Source organism: Streptomyces kunmingensis (genome assembly GCF_039533535.1).
In the GTDB taxonomy this organism is placed as follows: domain Bacteria; phylum Actinomycetota; class Actinomycetes; order Streptomycetales; family Streptomycetaceae; genus Streptomyces; species Streptomyces kunmingensis.
The window spans coordinates 291457-315724 of sequence record NZ_BAAATS010000017.1 but is presented as its reverse complement, the minus strand read 5'-3'; the positions used below and the strand labels follow the sequence as shown (position 1 = coordinate 315724).

18 protein-coding genes and 1 riboswitch are annotated in these 24268 nt (G+C 71.5%); of the genes, 10 read left to right on the top strand and 8 right to left on the bottom strand.

The annotated features are described in order from the left end of the window. Window positions 1-4 precede the first annotated feature (4 nt). The 3 genes from ulaA (at window position 5) to ABD366_RS20820 (ending at window position 5592) form a co-directional block, all read left to right on the top strand. A complete protein-coding gene (gene ulaA, locus ABD366_RS20830) occupies window positions 5-1582 on the top strand; it encodes a PTS ascorbate transporter subunit IIC (RefSeq protein ID WP_324771255.1) in 1578 nt (525 codons plus the stop codon). A gap of 286 nt (window positions 1583-1868) precedes the next feature. Then, entirely contained in the window at window positions 1869-3053 is a 1185-nt protein-coding gene (locus tag ABD366_RS20825; RefSeq protein WP_411293772.1) for a right-handed parallel beta-helix repeat-containing protein, read from the top strand. Window positions 3054-3093: 40 nt separating this feature from the next. Next, window positions 3094-5592 carry a polysaccharide lyase family 8 super-sandwich domain-containing protein gene (locus ABD366_RS20820; protein ID WP_324771254.1) on the top strand — a complete coding sequence of 833 codons (2499 nt, stop codon included), beginning with the start codon at window positions 3094-3096 and terminating at the stop codon, window positions 5590-5592. 8 nt (window positions 5593-5600) lie between these two features. On the opposite strand, the gene ABD366_RS20815 is transcribed toward ABD366_RS20820, so the two are convergent. Both ABD366_RS20815 and cobN read right to left on the bottom strand, forming a co-directional pair. After that, window positions 5601-6191, bottom strand: a complete 591-nt coding sequence (locus ABD366_RS20815; protein WP_324771253.1) for a Uma2 family endonuclease — start codon at window positions 6189-6191, stop codon at window positions 5601-5603. Between the two features lie 124 nt (window positions 6192-6315). Beyond that, complete coding sequence (gene cobN / locus ABD366_RS20810) at window positions 6316-10056, bottom strand: cobaltochelatase subunit CobN (RefSeq protein ID WP_324771252.1); 3741 nt, start codon at window positions 10054-10056, stop codon at window positions 6316-6318. Between the two features lie 54 nt (window positions 10057-10110). Further along, window positions 10111-10206, bottom strand: a riboswitch (cobalamin riboswitch). 99 nt (window positions 10207-10305) lie between these two features. Between cobN and ABD366_RS20805 the strand changes: the two genes are divergently transcribed. From ABD366_RS20805 to ABD366_RS20795, 3 genes are read left to right on the top strand one after another with little or no spacing between them, the layout of a single operon-like run. Beyond that, window positions 10306-11808 (top strand): cobalamin biosynthesis protein CobG, encoded by a 1503-nt coding sequence (locus tag ABD366_RS20805; protein ID WP_324771251.1) that lies wholly within the window; start codon window positions 10306-10308, stop codon window positions 11806-11808. 13 nt (window positions 11809-11821) lie between these two features. Continuing rightward, window positions 11822-12463: a precorrin-8X methylmutase gene (locus ABD366_RS20800; protein ID WP_324771250.1), complete on the top strand. Its 642-nt coding sequence runs from the start codon at window positions 11822-11824 to the stop codon at window positions 12461-12463. Beyond that, complete coding sequence (locus tag ABD366_RS20795; RefSeq protein ID WP_324771249.1) at window positions 12460-13992, top strand: precorrin-3B C(17)-methyltransferase; 1533 nt, start codon at window positions 12460-12462, stop codon at window positions 13990-13992. The genes ABD366_RS20800 and ABD366_RS20795 overlap by 4 nt, the downstream gene beginning before the upstream one ends. On the opposite strand, the gene ABD366_RS20790 is transcribed toward ABD366_RS20795, so the two are convergent. After that, window positions 13971-14723 (bottom strand): cobalt-precorrin-6A reductase, encoded by a 753-nt coding sequence (locus tag ABD366_RS20790; RefSeq protein ID WP_324771248.1) that lies wholly within the window; start codon window positions 14721-14723, stop codon window positions 13971-13973. The two genes, ABD366_RS20795 and ABD366_RS20790, sit on opposite strands and share 22 nt — an antisense overlap. Window positions 14724-14734: 11 nt before the next feature. On the opposite strand from ABD366_RS20790, the gene ABD366_RS20785 reads away from it, so the two are divergent. Next, window positions 14735-15871 carry a cobalt-precorrin-5B (C(1))-methyltransferase gene (locus ABD366_RS20785; RefSeq protein ID WP_324771247.1) on the top strand — a complete coding sequence of 379 codons (1137 nt, stop codon included), beginning with the start codon at window positions 14735-14737 and terminating at the stop codon, window positions 15869-15871. Window positions 15872-16195: 324 nt separating this feature from the next. Here the strand turns inward: ABD366_RS20785 and cobM are convergent, their stop codons facing one another. Both cobM and cbiE read right to left on the bottom strand, forming a co-directional pair. Continuing rightward, window positions 16196-16945: a precorrin-4 C(11)-methyltransferase gene (cobM, locus tag ABD366_RS20780; RefSeq protein ID WP_324771246.1), complete on the bottom strand. Its 750-nt coding sequence runs from the start codon at window positions 16943-16945 to the stop codon at window positions 16196-16198. Further along, window positions 16942-18240, bottom strand: a complete 1299-nt coding sequence (gene cbiE, locus ABD366_RS20775) for a precorrin-6y C5,15-methyltransferase (decarboxylating) subunit CbiE (RefSeq protein WP_324771275.1) — start codon at window positions 18238-18240, stop codon at window positions 16942-16944. The genes cobM and cbiE overlap by 4 nt, the downstream gene beginning before the upstream one ends. Before the next feature lie 201 nt (window positions 18241-18441). Here cbiE and ABD366_RS20770 point away from each other — a divergent pair, with 201 nt between their 5' ends. Both ABD366_RS20770 and ABD366_RS20765 read left to right on the top strand, forming a co-directional pair. Beyond that, on the top strand, window positions 18442-18852 hold the full coding sequence (locus ABD366_RS20770; RefSeq protein ID WP_324771245.1) for a bleomycin resistance protein: 411 nt from the start codon (window positions 18442-18444) through the stop codon (window positions 18850-18852). 118 nt (window positions 18853-18970) lie between these two features. Further along, entirely contained in the window at window positions 18971-20848 is a 1878-nt protein-coding gene (locus tag ABD366_RS20765) for a DUF6049 family protein (RefSeq protein WP_324771244.1), read from the top strand. Window positions 20849-20876: 28 nt separating this feature from the next. Here ABD366_RS20765 and ABD366_RS20760 read toward each other — a convergent pair whose 3' ends face one another. Then, window positions 20877-21809, bottom strand: coding sequence for a LysR family transcriptional regulator (locus tag ABD366_RS20760; RefSeq protein WP_324771243.1), 933 nt, complete (start codon window positions 21807-21809; stop codon window positions 20877-20879). A 115-nt stretch (window positions 21810-21924) separates the two neighbouring features. Between ABD366_RS20760 and ABD366_RS20755 the strand changes: the two genes are divergently transcribed. Next, entirely contained in the window at window positions 21925-23160 is a 1236-nt protein-coding gene (locus ABD366_RS20755; protein WP_324771242.1) for an MFS transporter, read from the top strand. On the opposite strand, the gene ABD366_RS20750 is transcribed toward ABD366_RS20755, so the two are convergent. Both ABD366_RS20750 and ABD366_RS20745 read right to left on the bottom strand, forming a co-directional pair. Next, window positions 23129-23407: a DUF397 domain-containing protein gene (locus ABD366_RS20750; RefSeq protein ID WP_324771241.1), complete on the bottom strand. Its 279-nt coding sequence runs from the start codon at window positions 23405-23407 to the stop codon at window positions 23129-23131. The genes ABD366_RS20755 and ABD366_RS20750 overlap by 32 nt on opposite strands. After that, window positions 23367-24215, bottom strand: a complete 849-nt coding sequence (locus ABD366_RS20745) for a helix-turn-helix domain-containing protein (protein ID WP_324771240.1) — start codon at window positions 24213-24215, stop codon at window positions 23367-23369. Before ABD366_RS20745 ends, ABD366_RS20750 begins: the two co-directional genes overlap by 41 nt. Window positions 24216-24268 lie beyond the last annotated feature (53 nt).

Sequence of the window (24268 nt, the reverse complement as noted above, 5' to 3'; positions counted from 1 at the left end):
CCCCATGAACGTCCTCGTCGACATCGCCAAATTCATCGTCAACGAGATCCTCAGCGTCCCCGCCTACCTCATCGGCATCATCACCGCCGTCGGCCTCATCGCGCTGAAGAAGAGCGCCGGTCAGGTCATCGGCGGTGCCATCAAGGCGACCCTCGGCTTTCTGCTGATCGGCGCCGGTGCCACGCTCGTCACCAACTCCCTCGCCCCGCTGGGCACGATGATCACCGGCGCGACCGGTTCGCACGGCGTGATCCCCACCAACGAGGCCATCGTCGGTATCGCGCAGGCCGAGTACGGCTCGCGCGTGGCCTGGCTGATGATCCTCGGGTTTCTGATCAGCCTGCTGCTCGCGCGGTTCACGCCGTTGTCGTACGTGTTCCTGACCGGGCATCACATGCTGTTCATGGCGACGCTGTTGACGATGGTGCTGGCCACCGCGGGGCAGGAGTCCTGGGTCGTGGTCGTCGTCGGTGCCGTGCTGCTCGGCATCATGCTCGTGGCCATGCCCGCCTTCGCGCATCCCTGGACCAAACGCGTCACCGGCAACAACAGTGTCGCCGTCGGGCACTTCGGGACCGCCGGGTACATCGTGTCCGGCGCGACCGGGCAGGTCGTCGGCAAGAAGAGCCGGTCGACCGAGGAGATGAACCTGCCGGAGGGGCTGCGGTTCCTGCGGGACTCCATGGTCGCGACCGCTCTGTCGATGGTGCTCATCTACATGATCATGGCCATCGTCTTCCTCGCGAAGGTGGGGAAGACGGAAGCCTTCAAGGCGTTCGCGGCCGACGGTGGCGGTGCCGGGTCCACCGGGGTCGGCAACTACCTGATGGCCTCGCTCGGGCAGGGGCTGCAGTTCGGTATCGCCGTCGCCGTGATCCTGTTCGGCGTGCGGACCATCCTGGGTGAGCTGGTGCCCGCCTTCCAGGGCATCGCGCAGAAGGTCGTGCCCGGCGCGATCCCCGCCCTGGACGCGCCGATCGTCTTCCCGTACGCGCAGAACGCCGTGCTCGTCGGCTTCATCTGCTCCTTCGTGGGCGGCCTCGTCAGCCTGGGGCTGCTGGCCGGGGTCTTCAACCCGGCGTTCGGAACGGCCCTGGTGCTGCCCGGCCTGGTCCCGCACTTCTTCACCGGCGGCGCGGCCGGTGTCTTCGGCAACGCGACCGGTGGCCGGCGCGGCGCAGCGATCGGCGCCTTCCTCAACGGCGTCCTGATCACCTTCCTGCCCGCGTTCCTGCTCGGCGTGCTCGGCTCGTTCGGGACGGCCAACACCACGTTCGGCGACGCGGACTTCGGCTGGTTCGGGTTGCTCATCGGCAACTCCGCCAAGGCGGGGAAGGCGGCCGGGGTCGTCCTCATGCTGCTGATCGGGCTCGTCGTGCTGGTCGGCGCGATCGTGTGGCAGAAGCGGGTCGTGGAGACCGGCTGGGACCCGGGGGCCAAGCGGGCCGCGCTGCTGCCGCCGGAGGACCGGCCGGAGCAGCACGACGAGGCGGCGCCCGGCGGGACCCCGGTCTCGCGTACGTACGCGAAGATCGCGCCGCCCGCGGGGGCGCCGGTGCCGCCGCCTCCGCCGGAGAGCTGAGACTCCACGGCCTCGCAGTGAGCCTTGGCCTCGCAGTGAGCCCCGGCCTCGCAATGAGCCCCGGCCTCGCAATGAGCCCCGGGCCCCTTACGGGACCCGGGGCTCACCCATGCCGTCCCCCACCCCGAAGTTGTTCATGTACTTGCCCAACAAATACATACATGAACCTTGACGCGTACACGGCAGCCCCCTACCGTCCAGCAACAGACAGCAAGAGAGCGCTTTCTACCGTAGCCCCATGGTGCCACCCAAGAGCCACCCTCACCCCACACATGGAGACCGAACCATGGAAATGAGACCTCTCGTCGCCTCCCTCGGCCTGCTGGCCGGCACCCTCGCCGCCGTCGCGTCCGGCACCACGGCCCAGGCCGCGGCGCAGGCGCAGACGACCGTGTACGTGTCACCGTCCGGGACCGACTCCGCCGCCGGCACCCTGGCCGCGCCGACCACGCTGACCTCGGCGATCAGCCGTGTCACCGCCGGTGGCACCATCTATCTGCGCGGCGGCACGTACGCGTACGCGCAGACCGTCACCGTCCCCGACGCCGCCGACGGCACCTCCGCCGCGCGGACCACCCTCACCGCCTATCAGAGCGAGAAGCCGGTCCTCAACTTCTCGGCGCAGAGCGAGAGTTCGTCGAATCGCGGGCTTCAGCTCTTCGCCTCGTACTGGCACGTCAAAGGCCTCACCGTGGAGCGCGCCGGGGACAACGGCATCTACGTCGGCGGCAGCAACAACGTCATCGAGCGCACCGTCACCCGCTACAACCACGACACCGGGCTCCAGCTCGGCCGGATAGCGTCCAGCACGCCCAAGGCCCAGTGGCCGGCGAACAACCTGGTCCTGAGCGCCGAGTCGCACGACAACGCCGACTCCGACGGTGAGGACGCCGACGGGTTCGCCGCGAAGCTGACCACCGGGACCGGGAACGTCTTCCGGTACGCCGTCTCGCACAACAACATCGACGACGGCTGGGACCTGTACACCAAGACCGACACCGGGGCGATCGGCCCGGTCACCGTCGAGGACTCGCTGGCGTACTCCAACGGCACTCTGTCCGACGGCACCGTGAACAAGAACGGCGACCGCAACGGCTACAAGCTCGGCGGCGACGACATCGCCGTCAACCACGTCGTGCGCCGCTCCATCGCGTTCGGCAACGGCCACCACGGGTTCACGTACAACTCCAACCCGGGGTCCATGGCCATCTCCAACAATCTCAGCATCGACAACGCCGAGCGCAATTACTCGTTCGACAAGGGCACTTCGGTGTTCAAGAGCAACACCTCGTGCCGCTTCTCCGTCGACGGGTCGAACGACAAGACCGTGGGCAGCGCCGACAGCTCGAACCAGTTCTGGACGGGCACGAACGGCTCCCGCTGCTCCTCCTACAGCGGCGCCCTCAAGTGGTCGTACGCGGCGGACGGCAAGCTCGTCGTGACACTCGGCGGGAAGACGGTCACCCTGTAGGGCAACTCGATCGTCCACCCTGCCATGCGGAGGTAACCCGATGGAGATCAGTCGCAGACGTCTGCTGAGTGCGCTCGGCGCCGCGGGAGTGCTGGCCGCCGTGCCCAGCCAGTGGGCCGGCGCCGCCGCCCTCGAGGAAGGGGTCTCGCGGCTGATCTCCAATACCGTCGACGTGTTCGCGGGGACCGTCGCCTCCAACTCCCGTACGGAGACGGACAGCAAGCGCGCCGCCGTCGAGCGCACCGCCCGCGCGAACCTGGCCGCCATGGACGCGGCCACCGGGGACGGGGAGCTGTTCGCCGGTGTGCCGCTCGGCACCAGCGACCCGAACCTCAACACCAGCTACCAGCGGCTGTACGAGATCGCGCTCGCTACGCGGATGCCCGGCATCTCCCCCGACCTGTACGGGAGTCCGGCGGTGCAGGACCGGGTCCTGGACGGGCTGGCGTGGCTGCACACGCACCACTACGGCGACCAGTCCACCGGCTACTACGGCAACTGGTTCTACTGGGAGATCGGCCTCTCGCAGCACATCAGCAGGACACTCGTCCTGCTCGCGGACCGCGCCCCCGCCGAGCTGGTCAGCGCCTACATCGCCGCCATGGACGCGTATCTGCGCAACGGCAGGGACGGCGACGTCGACCTCGACTCGCGCTTCCACACCGGCGCCAACCTCGCCGACATCACCACCAACCGCATCCTCCAGGGCGCGCTGACCGGCGGGTCCTCGGGCGAGGCACGCATCCGCAAAGCGCTCGTCGACCAGCTGACGGTCTTCGCGACCATCGACCCGTACGCCCTGCGGCACGGCGTCACCGACGGGTACTACGCCGACGGGTCCTTCCTCCAGCACGCCTCCGTCGCGTACACCGGCTCGTACGGGAAAGGCCTGCTCAGCCGGGTCGTCCAGACGCTGAAGCTGCTCGACGGGACCGGGTTCGCGCACGGCGGGGAGCTGGTGCCGACCGTGTACGGGTGGGTACGGGACGGGTTCGCGCCGCTCATCTTCGAGGGCTGGATGATGGAGGCGGTGAAGGGGCGGGCGGTCTCGCGCACCGGCACCGGGTACGCCGATGTCGCCACGATCGTCGAGGCCGTCGTCGATCTCGCGTCCCTCGCCACGGGGGACGCGGCCGTCGCCCTCGCGTCGTACGTGAAGCATCTGCGCGCCACTTCGCGCGCCGCGCTCGACCCGGCCGTCTTCGTCTCACCGCTCAGCATCGTCCGCTACGCCGACCTCCTCGCCGACACCTCCGTGCCCGCCGCCGATCTCAACCCGGCGGCACGTTCGGTCGCCTTCAACGCCATGGACCGTACGGTGCACCGCCGGCCCGGGTACGCGTTCGCGCTGGCCCGCAGCTCGCGGCGGATCAGCAAGTACGAGTACATGAGCGGGGAGAATCTGCTGCCCTGGTTCCAGGGCGACGGCGCGCACCATCTGTATCTGTCGGGGCAGGACCAGACGCAGGCGTACGGCGTCGACTACTTCACGACCGTATCCCCGTACGAGCTCGCGGGCGTGACCGCACCGGTCGAAGTACGCCGCTCCGTACCGGAGTTGTACGACGGCAAGCTCTTCTACGACAACCCGGGCCACCCGCTGAACTTCACCTCCTCCAGCGAGTCCCAGAACCGTTACGTCTACTTCCCCACCGCCACTCAGGACCACTCGGGCGGCGCGGTCCTCGACGGCAGATACGGGGCCGTGGGCTGGGTGCTCTCCGACGACGTGCCGTGGCGGGACAAGCGGGCGGGGGTCCTGCCGGACGACTTCGTGGTGTACCGCAGCGCGCGGGCGACGAAGTCGTGGTTCCTGCTCGACGACGAGATCGTGGTGCTCGCCGCCGGGGTCGGGGACGCGCCGGGCGCGGGCCGGGCGGTGACGACGACGCTGGACGCGCGGATCGCGGCGGCGGACGACCGGGTCGCCGTGGAGCGGGGGCGCGGCTGGGTGCGGTGGGAGAACACGACCCGGGCCGCGTCGGTCGGGTACGTCCTGCTGGACGGGCCGAGGCCGAGGGTGCGGCTGGAGACGGTGACGCGCAGCCGCCGCGTCGTGCGGACCTCCAACCCGGACACGGCCGTCACCCGGCAGGTGTTCTCGCTGACGGTGGAGCAGCCGGCGGGAGCGCGCCCCACCTCTTTCGCTTACGTGTTGCTCCCGAACGCCTCCGCGACGGCGGTCCGGCACCACCGTGGCGCGGAGATCCTCGCCAACACTCCGCACCTCCAGGCCGTACGCCACCGCGGCCTCGGCCTGAGCGCCGCCAACACCTTCGCCCCCGGCACCCACCACACGGCGGGTCTCACGATCGAGGGACCGGCGTCCGTCCTGGTCCGCCGGGACGGAGACGTCACGCTGGCCGTCTCGGACCCGACGACCACGCGCGACACGGTGACGGTGGTGCTGCGCGGGCGGACGCTACGGAAAGCCTCCGGCGACGACGCGGTGCGGGTGTCCCGGGTACCGGGCGGCACCCGCGTCGAGGTACGCACACGCCACGCGTATGGACGGAGTTTCACAGCGACTCTGCGTTAGAGAAGGGCTCAGAACTCCGCGGTGTCCAGGTCGAAGCCGAGGGGTTCGGGGAGGGGGACGGTCAGGCCGAGTTTGTAGGAGGCCTTGGTCGCGTAGTCGTCGCCCTCCGGAGCCGCACAGACGGTGATCTGTCCGGCGTCCCGGTCGATCAGGAGGTAGACGGGGATGCCGGCGCGGGCGTATCCACGGATCTTCTTGACGCGGTCGTTCCCGGCGGTGGAGTCCGACGTGACCTCGACGGCCATCAGCACGGCCGACGCGTCGTGCCATTCCTCTTTGTCGTCGAAGGTGCCCTTCGGGGCTACGACGAGGTCGGGGATGACGTGGCCGGTCTGGGAGGCGCCGGGGACGTTGAGGCCGATGCCCGTGTAGCGCCCGTGCTCCTTGCTGTGATCACGCACTTGCCCGCTGACCTCGGACACGTACTCTTCATGCTCACCATTGGCCGGTGGCGTCACGTGGATCTCCCCTTCGATCAACTCCACGCGCCACCCCACGGGGGCTGCCGCGCTGACTTGAGTGAAGGCCTCCTCGATGTCCCGGGCGTCAAGACGCCCGGAGGGCACGGGCGGGTACTCCGGGACCGGCTCTGCTGCCATGACAGACCTCCTCCTTCGCTCAGCGCGACAGTCCCAGAGTAGGCGGGACCGGGCAGGGGAACCTCTGATCGTTCACTCGAACGAGCGTGCAGGCACGTTTCCCCTGCTCAGCGGCCTAGTCGTCCTACTCGTCCGACTCCAGGTCGCCCTCCGTCTCCAGGTAGACCTGGCGGAGGGCCTCCAGGGTCTGGGGGTCCGGCTTTTCCCACATGCCGCGGGACTCGGCTTCCAGGAGGCGTTCGGCGATGCCGTGGAGGGCCCAGGGGTTGGCCTCGGAGAGGAACTGGCGGTTCGTCTCGTCGAGGACGTAGGTCTCCGTGAGCTTGTCGTACATCCAGTCGGCGATGACGCCGGTCGTGGCGTCGTAGCCGAAGAGGTAGTCGACGGTCGCGGCGAGCTCGAAGGCGCCCTTGTAGCCGTGGCGGCGCATCGCCTCGATCCACTTGGGGTTGACGACGCGGGCGCGGAAGACGCGGGACGTCTCCTCGACGAGCGTGCGCGTGCGGACGGTCTCGGGGCGGGTCGAGTCGCCGATGTACGCCTCGGGAGCCGTGCCGCGCAGGGCGCGGACCGTCGCCACCATGCCGCCGTGGTACTGGAAGTAGTCGTCCGAGTCGGCGATGTCGTGCTCGCGGGTGTCCGTGTTCTTGGCCGCGACCGCGATCCGCTTGTACGCCGTCTCCATCTCCGTGCGGGCCGACTTGCCGTCGAGGCCGCGGCCGTAGGCGTAGCCGCCCCAGACCGTGTAGACCTCGGCGAGGTCCGCGTCCGTGCGCCAGTCCTTGGAGTCGATCAGCTGGAGGATGCCCGCGCCGTACGTGCCCGGGCGCGAGCCGAAGATACGGGTGGTGGCGCGGCGCTCGTCGCCGTGCTCCGCGAGGTCGGCCTGGGCGTGGGCGCGTACGTGGTTGTGCTCGGCCGGTTCGTCGAGGGAGGCGGCCAGGCGGACCGCGTCGTCGAGGAGGCCGATGGTGTGCGGGAACGCGTCGCGGAAGAAGCCCGAGATGCGCAGGGTGACGTCGATGCGGGGGCGGTTCAGCTCCTCGTACGGGATCGCTTCGAGGCCCGTCACGCGGCGCGAGGCGTCGTCCCAGACCGGGCGGACACCGAGGAGGGCGAGGGCCTCCGCGATGTCGTCGCCCGCTGTGCGCATGGCACTTGTGCCCCAGAGGGAGAGGCCCACGGAGGTGGGGTACTCGTTGTCGTTGTCCGTGCGGTAGCGCTCGATGAGGGAGTCGGCCAGCGCCTGGCCCGTCTCCCACGCGAGGCGGGAGGGGACGGCCTTCGGGTCCACGGAGTAGAAGTTGCGGCCGGTCGGGAGGACGTTGACGAGGCCGCGGAGCGGGGAGCCGCTGGGCCCTGCCGGGACGAAGCGGCCTTCCAACGCGCGTACGGAGTTGTCGAGTTCGGCGGTGGTCGCGTCGAGGCGCGGGACCACTTCCGTGGCGGCGAAGGTGAGGATCTGGTGGACGGGGCTGGACATGTCAAGCCCCTCCGGCGATTGAGGAGCGGGGTCCGGGGCGGAGCCCCGTGGCGTGAGGGCAACCGACGCCATCGCTTCCGACACCGCCCCCGGAGCCCAGTCGCGGGACTCCATCGACTCCACCAGGGAGCGCGCCAGCGACTCCGCTTCGTCCGCCGCCGTGCGGGTCGCCGCCGACTCGTCCAGGCCCAGTGCCTCGCGCAGGCCGGGGAGGGCCTGGGAACCGCCCCAGATCTGGCGGGCGCGCAGGATCGCCAGGACGAGGTTGACGCGGTCGGGGCCGGCCGGGGCCTGGCCGAGGACGTGCAGACCGTCCCGGATCTGGGCGTCCTTGACCTCGCAGAGCCAGCCGTCGACGTGGAGCAGGAAGTCGTCGAAGCCGTCGTCGTCGGGGCGGGCTTCGAGGCCCAGGTCGTGGTCGAGCTTCGCGGCCTGGATCAGGGTCCAGATCTGGGCCCGGATGGCGGGCAGCTTCGCCGGGTCCATCGAGCTGATCTGGGCGTACTCGTCCAGGAGCTGTTCGAGGCGGGCGATGTCGCCGTAGCTGTCGGCGCGGGCCATCGGCGGCACGAGGTGGTCGATGAGCGTGGCGTGCACGCGGCGCTTGGCCTGGGTGCCCTCGCCGGGGTCGTTGACCAGGAAGGGGTAGACGAGGGGAAGGTCACCGAGGGCGGCGTCCGGTGCGCAGGCAGCCGAGAGGCCCGCGTTCTTGCCGGGCAGCCACTCCAGGTTGCCGTGCTTGCCGAGGTGGATCATCGCGTCCGCGCCGAAACCGCCGTCGGAGGCGGAGGCAGCAATCCAGCGGTACGCGGCCAAGTAGTGGTGCGACGGCGGCAGATCGGGGTCGTGGTAGATCGCGATCGGGTTCTCGCCGAAGCCGCGCGGCGGCTGGATGAGGACGAGCAGGTTGCCGCGGCGCAGGGCCGCGAGCACGATGTCGCCCTCCGGGTTGCGGGAACGGTCCAGGAACATCTCGCCGGGCGGCGGGCCCCAGTGCCGCTCGACGGCGTCGCGCAGCTCCTGCGGCAGCGTCACGTACCAGCGCTTGTAGTCGGCGGCCGGGATGCGGACGGGGTTGCGCGCGAGCTGCTCCTCCGTCAGCCACTCCTGGTCGTGGCCGCCCGCGTCGATGAGCGCGCGGATCAGTTCGTCGCCGTCGCCGGAGGCGAGGCCGGGGATCTCGGCCGTGTCCCCGAAGTCGTAGCCCTCGGCGATGAGGCGCTTGAGCAGGACAATCGCGGAGGCGGGGGTGTCCAGGCCGACGGCGTTGCCGATACGGGAGTGCTTGGTCGGGTACGCGGAGAGGACGAGCGCCAGCTTCTTGTCGGCGGGGGCGATGTGCCGCAGCCGTGCGTGGCGTACGGCGATCCCGGCGACGCGGGCGGCGCGCTCGGGGTCGGCGACGTACGCCGGGAGGCCGTCCTCGTCGATCTCCTTGAAGGAGAACGGGACGGTGATCAGGCGCCCGTCGAACTCCGGCACCGCGATCTGGCTCGCGGCGTCCAGCGGGGAGACACCCTCGTCGTTCTCCGCCCAGTCCGCACGGGACGAGGTCAGGCACAGGGCCTGGAGGATCGGCACGTCGAGGTGGGTGAGGGCGCCCGCGTCCCACGCCTCGTCGTCGCAGCCCGCGCTCGCCTCGGCGGGACGGGTGCCGCCGGCCGCGAGGACCGTCGTGACGATGGCGTCGACGGGGCGCAGGGCCTCGATCAGCTCCGGCTCGGGGGCGCGGAGCGAGGCGACGTAGAGGGGGAGCGGGCGGGCTCCGGTGCGCTCGATCTCGTCGCACAGGGCGTGGACGAAGGCGGTGTTGCCGCTCATGTGGTGGGCGCGGTAGTAGAGCACGGCGACGGTCGGGCCGTCGTTCCGCGAGGGGGTCCGCTCCAGGTGGCCCCAGGTGGGCGCCGGGGCCGGGGGCTCGAAGCCGTGGCCGGTGAGCAGAACGGTGTCGGAGAGGAAGTTCGCCAGCTGGCCGAGGTTGGCCGGGCCGCCGTGCGCCAGGTAGGCGTGGGCCTCCGCCGCGATGCCGACCGGGACCGTGGAGGCCGCCATCAGCTGGGCGTCCGGGGCCTGTTCACCGCTGAGCACCACCAGCGGGATACCGGCGGCGGCCAGCCGGTCGATGCCGTCCTGCCAGGCGCGGACCCCGCCGAGGAGGCGTACGACGACCAGGGCCACGCCGTCGAGGAGCGCGGGGAGCTCGGTCTCGACGTCGAGGCGGGAGGGGTTCGCGAAGCGGTACGTGACGGACTCGTCAGCGGGGTTCGCGGTGGCGGCGGCGTTGGCCGCGCGGGCGCTGAGCAGGTCGGTGTCGGACGTCGACAGGAGCAGGAGCTGCGCGGGCTGAGCGGGCTGAGCCGGGTGCGAGGGCTGCTGGGGCATGCGTCGTCTGGCCTTCCTCGGGGTGTCCGCGCCCCGGGTGGGTTCTGACGGCGGGAGTTCCTGGCTCACCCTCTTCTATGAGAGGGCTCACAGTGGCGGGACCGCGCCGGAATCGCACCGGGCTTCCTCCCCTGTCGCCGTCGCTGGCGATGGTGGCGGGCCGGACGGGACCGCCGCGGCTCATCGTACGGGGCGAGGGCGTGACCTGGTACGGGATGCCCATCACAGGCGGTGGGTATGCTCCGTCGCATGCCCGCCTCCCCCATACCCATCCGTCCTGGTGCGTCCGGTACGCCCGGAACATCCGGGGCGTCCGAGGCGTCCGAGGCGTCCGGGGCCTTTCCGGGTGACGCCTGTCCCGGGGCGCTGCGGCTGCACGCCGCCGATGACGGGTACCTGGCGCGGGTCCGGATCCCCGGCGGGATTCTCGACGTGGCGCAGGCGCGGGCCCTCGGTGACGCGGCGGCGCGGCTCGGCGACGGGACGCTGCATCTCACCTCGCGGGGCAACGTGCAGCTGCGCGGGCTGCGGGAGGGATGCGGTGGGGAACTGGCGGAGGTGCTCGGCGCGGCCGGGCTGCTGCCGTCCGCCGCGCACGAACGGGTCCGCAACGTGGTGGCTTCGCCGATGTCCGGGCTCGATGGGGGCGGGGTCGTCGACGTACGCGGGTGGTTGACCGGGCTCGACGCGGCGCTGTGTGCGAGTTCTGTCACTCCGGAGTTGTCCGGGCGGTTCCTTTTCGCGCTCGATGACGGGCGGGGGGATGTGGCGGGGCTGCGGCCCGATGTGTTGCTGCGCGGGCTCGCGGGGGGTTCGGCCGGGCTTTTCGTCGGGGGCGCGGCGTTCGTTGTGGAGTACGCGGATGCGGCGCGGGCGGCGGTCATCGCGGCCGAGGTTTTTGTGGCGGCAGCGCGAGGTGTCTCGGGCCGACGGGTCTGGAGAGTCCGCGAACTCAACATGCCTGCGCCTGAATTGGCCTCCTTGATTGCCGAGCAACTCTCTGCGAGGGGCATCGAGGCCAGCCCCCTCAGCGGCGCGGGCGGCGACGGCGCCGTGCCCATCGGCATCGAGGCCAACCCCGTCAGGGGCGCGGGGAACTGCGCGACCAGCCACGACGCTCCCGCACCCGCCATCGATAGCGCCACCGGCACCGCCGCCCAGGCCACGGGGCTCCGCCCCGGACCCCGCTCCTCAATCGCCGGAGGGGCTGAATTTTATGGACCCGGCGACCAGCCTTCCGCCGAGGCCGAAATTTTGGGACCCGGCGGCCAACGTCCCACCGAGGCTGAATTTTATGGACCCGGCGGCCAGCCTCCCGCCGAGGCTGAATTTTATGGACCCGGCGGCCAAAAGATCACCGCCCCGTTCGGGGCGTTCGCCCAACCCCAATGGGCCGCCCTGACCGACCTCGTCGCGCGGCTTCCCGCCAGGGAAATCCGGCTCACCCCCTGGCGGGACATAGTCATCCCCGGTGCCACCCGGGCCCAGGCCGACCAGCTCACCGGGACGGGCCTCGTGGCCGACCCGGATTCGCCCTGGACCCGCACAGGGGCCTGCACAGGCCGCCCCGGATGCGCCAAGGCGAACGCGGACGTGCGGGCCGACGCCACCGCGAGGCATCCCACCCTGCCCACCTACTGGTCCGGCTGCGAACGCCGCTGCGGGCACCCCGTCGGGCCGTACGTGGACGTCGTAGCGAGGCCCGACGGCACGTACGACGTAAGCAACCCCACCTCCACACAACCCAGTTGAAAGATGCGAACCCGTGTATGACTACGAGAAGGACGGCGCGGCCATCTACCGCGAGTCCTTTGCCACCATCCGAGCGGAGGCCGCGGAAGGACTCGCGGCGCTGCCCGCAGACGTCGCCCAGGCGGCGGTCCGCATGATCCACGCCTGCGGTCAGGTGGATCTCGTACGGGACATCGGCCACTCGGCCGGCGTCGTGGCGAAGGCACGGGCCGCCCTGCGCGGCGGGGCACCGATTCTCTGCGACGCGCGGATGGTCGCCAGCGGCGTCACCCGCAAGCGCCTGCCCGCCGACAACGAGGTCATATGCACCCTGAATGAGCCGGAAGTGCCAAGCCTCGCGGCCGAGTTGGGCACCACCCGCAGCGCCGCCGCGCTCGAACTGTGGCGGGACCGGCTCGACGGCGCCGTCGTCGCCATCGGCAACGCCCCGACCGCCCTCTTCCACCTCCTGGAGATGATCGGGAAGGGCGCGCCCAGGCCGGCGGCGATCCTCGGCATCCCGGTCGGGTTCGTCGGGGCCGCCGAGTCCAAGGACGCCCTCGCCGCGAACGAGTTGGGCCTGGAGTACCTGATCGTCCGCGGGCGCCGCGGCGGCAGCGCCATCACCGCCGCCGCGATCAACGCCATAGCGACCGAGGTGGAGATCCAGGCATGAGCGTCCCCAGCAACACCCCCACAAGCACCGGCAAGTTGTACGGCGTCGGGCTCGGGCCCGGTGACCCGGAGCTGATGACCGTCGCCGCCGTCCGTGCCATCGCCTGTGCGGACGTCATCGCGTACCACTGTGCCCGCCACGGCCGTTCCATCGCGCGCTCGATCGCGGCGGAGCACATCCGGGAGGGGCAGATCGAGGAGCGGCTGATGTATCCGCTCACGGTCGAGACGACGGACCACCCGGGCGGCTACCGCGGCGCGCTCGACGACTTCTACGCCGAGGCCGCCGCCACGCTCGCCGCGCACCTCGACGCGGGCCGTACGGTCGCCGTGCTCGCGGAGGGCGACCCGCTCTTCTACGGCTCCTACCAGCACATGCACAAGCGCCTCGCCGACCGCTACGACACGACCGTCATCCCCGGTGTCACGTCCATCAGCGCGGCAGCGGCCCGTCTCGGCGAGCCGCTCTGCGAGGACAAGGAGACGCTGACGATCATCCCGGGGACGCTCCCCGAGGACGAGCTGACGGCGCGGATCGCGGCGGCGGACTCCGCCGTGGTCATGAAGATGGGCCGTACGTTCACCAAGGTGCGTACGGCGCTGGAGAGTTCGGGCCGGCTCGACGACGCCCGTTATGTCGAGCGGGCGTTCATGGCCGGTGAGCGCACGGGCCGGCTCGCCGACATCGACCCGGACTCGGTGCCGTACTTCTCGGTCGCGGTCCTGCCGTCCCGGATCGACGCCGAGCCCGCCTCCGACGACGAAAACCCCGGCCGGGGCGAGGTCGTCGTCGTCGGTACCGGTCCGGCGGGGGCGCCGTGGCTGACGCCCGAGTCGCGCGGCGCGCTCGCGAACGCCGACGATCTCGTCGGCTACACCACCTACCTCGACCGGGTGCCGGAGCGTCCGGGGCAGCGGCGGCACGGTTCGGACAACAAGGTGGAGTCCGAGCGCGCCGAGTTCGCCCTCGACCTGGCGCGGCGCGGGCGGCGCGTGGTCGTCGTCTCGGGCGGTGACCCGGGCGTCTTCGCGATGGCCACGGCGGTGCTCGAGGTCGCGTCGCAGGAGACGTACACGGATGTGCCCGTACGCGTACTGCCCGGGGTGACGGCTGCCAACGCCGCCGCCGCGAAGGCCGGGGCGCCGCTCGGCCACGACTACGCCACGATCTCCCTCTCCGACCGGCTCAAGCCGTGGGAGGTCATCGCGGAGCGCCTGCGCACGGCGGCGGCGGCCGATCTGGTGCTCGCGCTCTACAACCCCGGTTCGCGCAGCCGGACCTGGCAGGTCGGCAAGGCCCGCGAGCTTCTCCTCGAATGCCGTCTGCCCGACACCCCGGTCGTCCTCGCCCGCGACGTCGGCGGCCCCGAGGAGAGCATCCGCACAGTCCGCCTCGCCGACCTCGACCCGGCCGTCGTCGACATGCGCACCCTGCTGATCGTCGGCTCGTCGCAGACCCAGGCGGTGGAACGTGGCGACGGCCGCACGGTGACGTGGACGCCGCGCCGCTATCCGGAGACCAGTTCCTGAACCCAGGTGGCGGCGGCCTCCACGGTGGCCGCCACCGGTACCCCGGCCTGTACCGGTGGGCGGCGGACCACGATCACCGGGATGCCTGCCTCTCGCGCCGCCGTCAGTTTGGGGGCGGTCGCGGTGCCGCCGCTGTCCTTCGTCACCAGGACGTCGATGCGGTGGCGGGCGAGGAGTTCGCGTTCGCCGTCGAGCGTGAACGGGCCGCGGTCGAGCAGCAGCTCCAGGTGGGGCGGGCACGGCGGTTCGGGGGCGTCGACGGAGCGTACGAGGAAGAACGCGTCGTCGATGTGGGCGAACGTGGCGAGCCCCATCCGGCCCGTGGTCAGGAACACCCGTCGGCCCGGTCCTCGTACGGTCCGTACGGCCTGTGCCGCCTCGGCCAGTGAGGCGACCTCCCGCCAGTCGTCGCCCGCCTCCGGGACCCAGCCGGGCCGGCGCAGCGCCAGCAGGGGAACATGGGTGGTGGCGGCCGCCTCGGCCGCGTTGAAACTGATCTTCTCGGCGAAGGGATGCGTGGCGTCGATGACCGCGCTCACGGCGTGCTCGCGCAGCCATGCGGCCATGCCCGCCGCCCCGCCGAACCCGCCGATCCGCACCTCGCCCGGCGGCAGCCGCGGCGCGGCGACCCGGCCCGCGAGGGAAGTGGTGACCCGCAGCCCCGGGTGGCCGTCCAGCGTCTCGGCCAGCTGCCTGGCCTCGGTCGTTCCGCCGAGGACGAGTACATGCATCGGGGAACTCCATGAGTGAATCGGCGAGTGGGGCGACTGAGGCGACTGAGGCGAAGGGCGGGCGCGGCGCCCAACTCAAGCACACCGGTCTGCGGCCCGGCTGGACGACCGGGGCCTGCGCGACGGCCGCGACGACCGCCGCGTACACGGCGCTGTTGAGCGGCGACTTCCCCGACCCGGTGACGATCACGCTGCCCAAGGGCCAGACCCCGTCCTTCGCGCTCGCCGTCGAGTCACGCGACGGGGGTTCGGCGACGGCCGGGGTCGTGAAGGACGCGGGCGACGACCCGGACGTCACGCACGGCGCGCTGGTACGGGCCACCGTGCGGGCGCTGCCCGCCGGGTCCGGGGTCGTCTTCCGGGCCGGGCCCGGCGTCGGCACCGTCACCCGGCCCGGGCTGCCGCTCGATGTCGGCGAGCCCGCGATCAACCCGGTGCCGCGGCAGATGATCAGGGACCATGTGGCGCGGGTCGCGGCGGCGTGCGGTGGCAGTGGCGACGTGGAGGTCACCGTCTCCATCGACCACGGCGAGGAGATCGCCCGCTCCACCTGGAACCCGCGCCTGGGCATCCTCGGCGGCCTCTCCGTCCTCGGCACCACCGGCATCGTCGTGCCCTACTCCTGCTCGGCGTGGATCGACTCGATCCGGCGCGGCGTGGACGTGGCGCGGGCGGCGGGCCGTACGCACGTCGCCGGCTGCACCGGTTCCACCTCGGAGAAGACAGTCGTACGCGTACACGGCCTGCCGGAGAACGCTCTGCTGGACATGGGTGACTTCGCGGGCGCCGTCCTGAAGTACATCCGGCGTCACCCGGTGGACCGGCTCACCCTCTGCGGCGGTTTCGCGAAGCTCTCCAAACTGGCGGCGGGCCACTTGGACCTCCACTCCGGGCGCTCCCAGGTGGACAAGGGGTTTCTTGCCGAACTGGCCGTACGGGGTGGCGCGGGCCCGGACCTGGCGGATGCGGTCGCCACCGCCAACACCGGCCTCGCCGCGCTTCAGCTGTGCGCCGCCGCGGGCGTCCCGCTGGGCGACCTGGTCGCTGCGGAGGCCCGTGATCAGGCCCGGCTTGTGCTCCGCGAGGCGCCGGTCCTCGTGGACGTCATCTGCATCGACCGGGCCGGGAACGTGGTCGGCCGGGGTTGATCGCGCAGTTCCCCGCGCCCCTGAAAGGTCGTACCTCAAGCGCGCCACCGTCGTGGCTGGTCGCGCAGTTCCCCGCGCCCCTGGGAGGCGCACTTCGTGCGCCATCTCAAGGGGAGCGGAGCTGCGGCGAAGCCGCATGCTTCAGGGGCGCGGGGAACTGCGCGACCAGCCCCCACCGGGCGGTCAGCAAAAATCCAGCCCCTCCGGCGATTGAGGAGCGGGGTCCGGGGCGGAGCCCCAGGGCTCAGCGAGAATGCCGGGGTCGGTTCACATCCAGCCCCTCCGGCGATTGAGGAGCGGGGTCCGGGGCGGAGCCCCGTGACATCAGCAAGCGTGCCGGTCGCGTTCAGCCGAGTACAGATGACTGTCCCGGAACTGCGAAGCCCCCAGCGTCCGCCCCACCAAAATCACAGCCGTACGCAGCACACCCGCCGACTTGACCTGCCCAGCGATATCCCCGAGGGTCCCCCGCAACACCACCTCGTCCGCCCGGCTGGCATACGCCACGACCGCCGCCGGACAGTCGACCCCATAGTGCGGAAGCAACTCGGAGACGATCCGGTCGACGTAGCGAGCGCCCAGGTGCAGAACGAGCAGCGCCCCACTCGCCCCGAGCGTCGCAAGGTCCTCCCCCGCAGGCATGGGCGTGGCCTGCTGCGAGATCCGGGTCAGGATGACGGTCTGCCCGACGGTGGGCACCGTCAGCTCCCGCTTCAGCGCCGCCGCAGCCGCCGCGAACGCCGGTACTCCGGGCACGACCTCGTAGGGAACACCCGCCGCGTCGAGGCGCCGCATCTGTTCGGCGACCGCGCTGAACACGGACGGGTCGCCCGAGTGCAGCCGGGCGACGTCGAGGCCCGCCTCGTGCGCGGCGACCAACTCCCGTTCGATGGCGTCGAGATCGAGGTTCGCCGTGTCGACGAGCCGCGAGTCCGGCGGGCACTCGGCGAGAAGCTCCTCCGGTACCAGCGAACCCGCATAAAGACACACCTGGCAAGCGGCAAGCGTCCGCGCGCCGCGCAGCGTGATCAGGTCGGCGGCGCCGGGGCCCGCCCCGATGAAGTACACGGTCATGGCTGTCCCACTTCTGTCTTCGTCAAGGACGTCTTCGTCAAGGACGTCTTCGTCAAGGACGTCTTCGTCAAGGACGTCTTCGTCACCGACCACTGCGTGACCGGCATCGCCTGCCGCCACCCCGTGAACCCGCCGACCGGCACGGCATGCGCGACGGACAGTTTCACGAGGTCGCCGCCGTGCCGCCGGTACCAGGCGGCGAGCAGCGCCTCCGATTCCAGCGTGACGGTGTTCGCGACGAGCCGCCCGCCCACCGGCAGCGCCTCCCAGCAGCGTTCGAGGAGCCCCGGGGCGGTGAGCCCGCCGCCGATGAACACCGCGTCCGGCGTGGGGAGTTGGGCGAGCGCGTCCGGTGCCGGGCCCGTGACGACGGTCAGCTGGGGCACGCCGAGCCGGGCCGCGTTGCGTCCGATCCGGGCGGCGCGCTCGGGGTCGCGTTCGACGGCGTAGGCCCGGCAGGACGGGTGGGTCCGCAGCCATTCCACGCCGATGGAGCCGGAGCCGCCGCCCACGTCCCACAGGAGTTCGCCGGGTGCGGGCGCGAGCGCGGCGAGTGTGGCGGCCCGGATGTGGCGTTTGGTGAGCTGCCCGTCGTTCTCGTACGCGGTGTCCGGCAGGCCGGGCGCGGCGCCGAGCCGGAGCGCGTCGGGGGCGCGGCGGCAGTCGACGGCGATCACGTTCAGCGGGTCGCCGGGCTCATGGCTCCACTCCTCGGCAACCCCCGCGTACGTGGCCTCGCCCGCCGCGCCCAACTGCTCCAGCACCGTCATCCGGCTGGGCCCGAACCCCCGCGCGGTGAGCAGCGCCGCCACTTCGGCCGGGGTGTCCGCGCCCGCCGAAAGGACCAGTACGCGGCGCCCGTCGTGCAGTACGGCGGCGAGCCGGTCCGCCGGGCGGCCGACCAGGGTGACGACCTCGGTCTCCTCGACGGGCCAGCCGAGCCGCGCGCAGGCGTAGGACAGGGAAGACGGGTGGGGCAGGATCCGTACGGAGTCCCGGCCCGCGATCTCGGTGAGGGTCCGGCCGATCCCGTAGAACATGGGGTCGCCGCTGGCCAGGACGGCGAGGCGGCGTCCCGCGTACCGGGCGAGCAGGCCGGGCACGGCGGGGCGCAGCGGTGACGGCCACGGCACGCGTTCCGCGGCGCACTCGGCGTCCGGCAGCAGCGCGAGCTGGCGCGGGCCCCCGACGACGGCCCCGGCGGCGCGCAGGGCGGCGCGTGAGGTCTCCGGAAGCCCGGCCCACCCGTCGGCCCCGATCCCGACGACGGTCACCACGGTCTCCGCGGGCGCCACGCTCTCCGCAGGCGCCGCGGTCACGCTGTCACCGCCGTCACCGCCGTCACCGCCGACGGGTCGGGGGTCGTGGGGATCGGCGGGAGTCACTGCCTGGTACCTCGTACGTGGTGCGTCATGCTCGGGAGGGTTACGTGAAGTCAAGGGAGCCGCACTCTATCGGGCGACATCGGTTCCCCCGCCGACGCCCCTGGAGCGCCGATGTCCCGCACCGCCCTCACCGGCCGCCTCGCACCGATCATGCCGGGCCGCGACCTGCCGGCGACGATCGGCTTCTACGCGCCTCTCGGCTTCACCGCCGACGCCCACTATCCGGACGACGGGTATCTGATCCTCGTCCGCGACGAGGCGGAACTGCATTTCTTCCACGCCCCCGACGCCGACCCGCTGAGCACCGCGCACGCCGTGTACCTGCGGCTCGACGGCGGCGCGCACATCGTGGACGCGCTGTACGAGGAGTGGCGGGCGACGGGTCTGAGCGCGGACCCGTACGCGACGCCGCGCCTCGTCGAGCCGGACGACACGGTGTACGGAATGCGGGAGTTCGCGCTCGTGGACCCGGACGGGAACCTGCTCAGGATCGGTGCCGTGCTGGAGGCTACTGAGGGTTGAGCGGGGGCAGGGCGGGGGCCGGAGCCGACGCGCCGCACGGCCGGACGCTCCCCGCGGCGGCCTCCCGCACGGTGTTACCTCGGCAACAGGTGACGGCGAGCGGGAGGTACGGGACGACATGACGAGATACGGGGCGGCGCGGGCCTGGGTCGTGTCCGCCGTGGTCCTCGGGGCGTCGGCCCTGCCGGGGACGGGGACGCAGGCGCGGGCCGCCGACGACGACACGGTGCACGCGGCCGTCGTGTGGCCGGTCATGACGGCCCCGCACATGACGGCGGCGGCCCTCGGTTCGGGCGACAGCGCGCAGGCCGTCTTCGACGACGACACCCTCGCCGGTCTGTTCGCGTCCGGCGGCCGGCTGCGCGAGGTCGTCGACGCGGGCCGGGACCGCCAGGTCAGCTGGGTCCTCGACCCGGATCTGGTGCTCGCCGCCGAGGCGATGGCGGACGGCTACCGCCTCGCGGACGGCGACGGCTCCAGCAATCCGCAGGACAGCACGCGGGGCACCGGGCAGGCCGCGGCGCGCGCCTGGCTGGCCGCGCTCAGGGACGCGGTCGAGGGGCGTGACGTGTGGCTGCTGCCGTACGCGGACACGGACCTGGCCTCGCTGGCCCACCACCCGGGTACCGACACCGACGATCTGACGGAGGTCGTCGCGGGGCTCACGGACGACACCAAGGAGGAGGTCGACCAGATCCTCGGCACCGGGACCCGGGCCGGTCTCGGCTGGCCCGCGGACGGCGCGCTCGACACCGCCATCACCCAACTGGGTACGGAGTTGGGGGTGAACCGCGTCCTCACGTCCGGCGAAGGCCTCACCCCGGCGGGCAAGGACCCGGTGAAGATCGACACCGACAGTGCCGAGAACGCAGACAGCAACAAGGGGGACAGCGACGACGACGCCAAGGTCACCGCGCTCCCCTACGACGCGACCCTCACGACCGCTCTCGCCCGTATCCAGGACCCGGGCCCGGACCCGGAGGCCTCCGCGTCCCCCTCCCTGTCCCCTTCACCGTTCGCCTCGGCGACCACGACGCCCAGCAACGGCCTCGGCCTGAGTCCCGCCCCCGACTCCAGCCCGTCGGCGTCCGCGACCGGCGGCGAGAGCGACGACACGCCCGATCCCGCCGACGTCACCCGCATCACCGCGCTCGTCAAGAAGAACGTCCGCCCCGTCCTCGTACCGCCGCGTGATCTGTCCGGTACGGCGGCGAACGCGCTCGGGGCCGCGATCGACTCCGGCGATGACGACGGCTGGCTGGATCTGGAGGGCATCCGTGCCGCCGACGACGATCCGGTGGCGGGCAAGGTCGTGGTGCCCGCGGCCTACCCGTCGCGGCTGCGCGCGAGCGAACTCACCTCGGCCGAACTGACGGCGGTGGCACAGGACTTGGACGGCCTGGCGACTCTCTCGAAGGTGCTGGCCGATCCGAAGGCCACCACGGCGTCCGTGCACGCGGCGATGGCGCGTGCCCTGTCGACGGCCTGGCGCGCGCAGGACGACTCGGCGCAGCGGGCCTTCCAGCGGCGCACGTCCGATTTCCTGGACACGTCCGTGGAGTCGCTGCGGCTCGTCCCGAAGACCACCCTCACCCTCACCTCCGGCGACTCGACGGTCCCGGTGACGGTCGACAACGGACTTCAGCAGCCGGTGGCGGGCCTCGAACTCCGCGTCTCCTCCAGCGACGCGGAGAGGCTGGAGGTCAACGACGGGAAGCTGTCGGTGGAGGCCGCCGGTTCCGCGAGCCACACCACGCACATCGACGTCACGGCGAAGGCCAACGGCAAGGCGCGGATCACCGCGCAGCTCTACACCCGCAGCGACGGAAAGCCGTGGGGCGAGCCGATCACGTTCGAGGTGGACGTCACGTCGGTGTCGACGGGGGCGATCGCCGTGGTGGGGGCGGGGGTCGTCCTCATCGTGCTGGCGGCACTGTTCCGGATGCGGCGGGTGCGCAGGCGCCGGGCGCGGCAGTCTCAGCCCCCCGTGGAGTGAGGAACCCCCGGTGGAGTGAGGCCGGTGCTCAGCGGGCCCAGGCCGGGACCCAGGTGTCGGACCCGCGCGGCTCGCTGTACGCGCGCAGCAGGTGGGCCCGCAGGGCGGCGAGCCCCGGGTGCGGGTTGTCGTCGCGCCTCAGCAGGGAGTGCGGGTAGACCGGGGTCGGGCGGTGCACCGGGATCATGCGCAGCTCCAGGCCGGCGGGGTACGCGAGTGGGGTGCGCGGGCCCATGAACGTGGCGACCGTCGCCGAGTCCGCCACCGTCTGCAACAGGTGGTCCGCACCGAAGTTCGGGCCCGCCACGTCGATGTCGAGCCCGAAGTCGTCCGCCAGCTCCCCGTAGTACGCGCCCCACTCGGTGCCCTGCCCCAGGCCCGGCATCCGGATCCGGTGCCCGGCGAGGTCGGCCGGGGTGACGGCGTCCGCCCCCGCGAGGGGATGCCCGGTGCCGGTGACGAGCAGGATCGGCTCGTCGACGACACGCTCGCTGCGCACCCCGGGCGGCAGTTGGTCCTCGGGGATGCGGCGGGCCCAGAACGCGGCGTCGAGGCTCCCGTCCCGGACGGCGGCGAGCACGGCCTTCCCGGCCGCGCCCAACGCCACCACGTCGAGAGCGACCTCGGGGTGGGCCCGGTGGAAGTCCTGGAGGAGCCCGGCGGTCATGACGCGGGTGCCCATCACGTCGACGCGCAGTGGACGCCGCCCGGGCCGCACGGACGCGGTGGCTTTCTCCAGGGCGCGCAGTACGGCCTTGGCGTGGGGCAGGAACGCCTGCCCGTCCAGGGTGAGCCGGGCGCCGCGCGGCACCCGCGTGAACAGCCGCACGCCCAGCTCCGCCTCCAGGGCGGCGACCCGCTTGGAGACGGCCTGCTGGCTGACGCCCAGCTCCTGCGCCGCCACCTGGAACTGCCCCTCTTCGGCGACAGCGACGACGGTGCGTACGGTTTCGAGATCCACCTCCACATGGAACCACTGGCCCCTGGAACCACGCCGCCGTACAACCACCGGTTGTACGAGGACGGGGTGTCGGTTGTTTGATCGGGCCGGTCCCGCACCGCTTGGATCGCACGTCATGACGCAGATGCGGCTGGGCCGCGATTTCGGGTGGTTGTGGGCGGCGTTCGCGGTGAGCACGGCGGGTACGTGGCTGGCCCTGGACGCGTTCTCGCTGATCGCGGTGCTCGTCCTGGACAGCAGTACGGCGCAGGTGTCGTTCCTGGCGGCGGCCGGGCTCGCCGCCGGGGCGCTGATCGCGGTGCCGCTGGGCCCGTGGGTGGAGTTCCGCCGCAAGCGGCCGGCGATGATCTGGGCCGATCTGGTGCGGTGCGGGGCGCTGCTCACGCTGCCGGTGGCGTACGTGCTGGATGTGTTGGGCTTCGCCCAGCTGGTGCTCGTCTCGGTGGTCGTCGCGGCCGCCGACATTGTTTTCAAGGCAGCGAGCGGCGCCCATCTGAAGGCCCTTGTCCCGGCGGACGGGCTGCTGGTCGCGAGTGCCCGGTTCGAGACGACTATGTGGACGGCCACCGCGCTCGGCCCGCCGCTCGGAGGCGCCGCGATCACCTTCTTCGGGCCGCTGACGACGATCGTCGGGGACGCGGTGACCTACGTCCTGTCCGCACTCGGGGTCCGGGCGATCCGCTCGCCCGAGGCGGTGCCGGGTCCCTCGGGGGGTGGCCGTGGGTTCAGTTGGGCCGAGGTGGGTGAGGGGTGGCGGTATGTGTGGCGCCACCCCGACCTGCGGGGGCTGTTCCTGAACACCGCGCTCGTGAACGGGCTGATCATGGTCGGCGCCCCGCTGATGGCCGTGCTGATGCTGCGCGAACTCGACTTCCCCGTATGGCAGTACAGCCTCGCCTTCAGCGTCCCGTGCCTAGGCGGACTCATCGGCTCCCGGCTCTCACCCCGCCTCGTGAAGCGGTACGGGGCCCTGCGGGTGCTGCGGGTCAGCGGGGTTGCGCGCGTTTGCTGGCCGGTGGGGTTGGCGTTCACCGGTCCCGGGGTGGGCGGTCTCCTTGTGGTGATGGCCGTCGAGCTCGGCCTCATCACCTGCTGCGGCATCTTCAACCCCGTCATGGCCCGAGAACGCCTCCAGCGGACCGAGTCGGATCGGGTGGCCCGGGTCCTGACGGCCTGGAACATCACGGGCAGCGCGGTGATCGCTGCGCTGACCTTGGTGTGGGGCGAGATCGCGGCGGCGGTCGGTACGCGGGGGGCGCTGGCCGCGGCCGGGGTTTTGTTGCTGGGTACGCCAATTCTGCTGCGCAGGGCTTCGTCGGCTACAGGGAGCCCTGCGCGGCTGCCGACATGAACGCGGCGAAGGCCGTTGAAGTGACGGCGAAGACGCCGCCGTCGGGGTTCTTGGAGTCGCGGAGGGCGACGTGCCCTTGGGTAGTGGCGGCGACCTCAAGGCACTCGCCGCCTTCGTTGCCGCTGTAGGAGGACTTGCGCCAAGCCGCGCCGTCGAGAGGGGCGCACTCAACACACTCGCCTCCAGTGTCACTGCTGTAGCTCGACCTACGCCATGTCGCGCCCGTCAGCTCCCAGGTGTTCCCCATAGCTCTCCTCCATTACGCGGCTGATCAGCGCCCCCGACGCCTCCACGGAGAGGGCTGTGGCCTGAAGTTGAGCGTAACGGAGTGAACCGGCCCTGATTGCTTGCGGGTTGGCCGTCGCATGACCCTGAATGAAGTCTTCGGTGTAGGCAATGTCCGGGTCGCCATCGAAGCGCATGAGCGTGAACGTCCCAGGCAACCCGCGATGTGCACCGACCGAGAACGGCACCACCTGAACATTCACGTCGTCGCGCTCCCTGAAGCTCAAAAGGTGGGCGAGTTGGTTCCACATCACCTCACGTCCCCCCACTTCGCCGCGCAGCACGGCCTCACTCAGCACAACCCACAGTGCGGACGGGGCAGCCCGGTCCAATACACGCTGCCGCTCCATACGAGCCGCGAGCCGCTCGTCGAGCTGGTCCGGCTTGGACACTTCCAGGACGGCCCGTGCGTAAGCCTCGGTCTGTAGCAGCCCGTACACAACCTGGGCTTGGTAGGTCGAGATGTAGGTCGCCTGTGCCTCCATCCGCGCGACTTCCTGGAACCACGACGGCAACTGACTCCGCAACACCAGCCCCGCAAGCCGCCCAAACGCCCCACCCGCCCCCAGGACGGAGTCCACCCGCTCGGCGAAATCGCGGGTCGGGACCTTGTGGGCCGTCTCGATCTGGCCCACCAAGGACCCGGTACAAAACAGCTTCGCGCCCAGCTGCGGCTGGCTCAGACCCGCCGCCTCGCGCCAGTGACGCAACTCCGAGCCGAAATGATCGAGCGGCGACGCGCTCGGGTCGAGTTGCCGGATATTGGCCATGGCTCCCCCAACGACAGTGACTGTCCGCTTCTGTTTGTAGCCGAGAGTAGCGA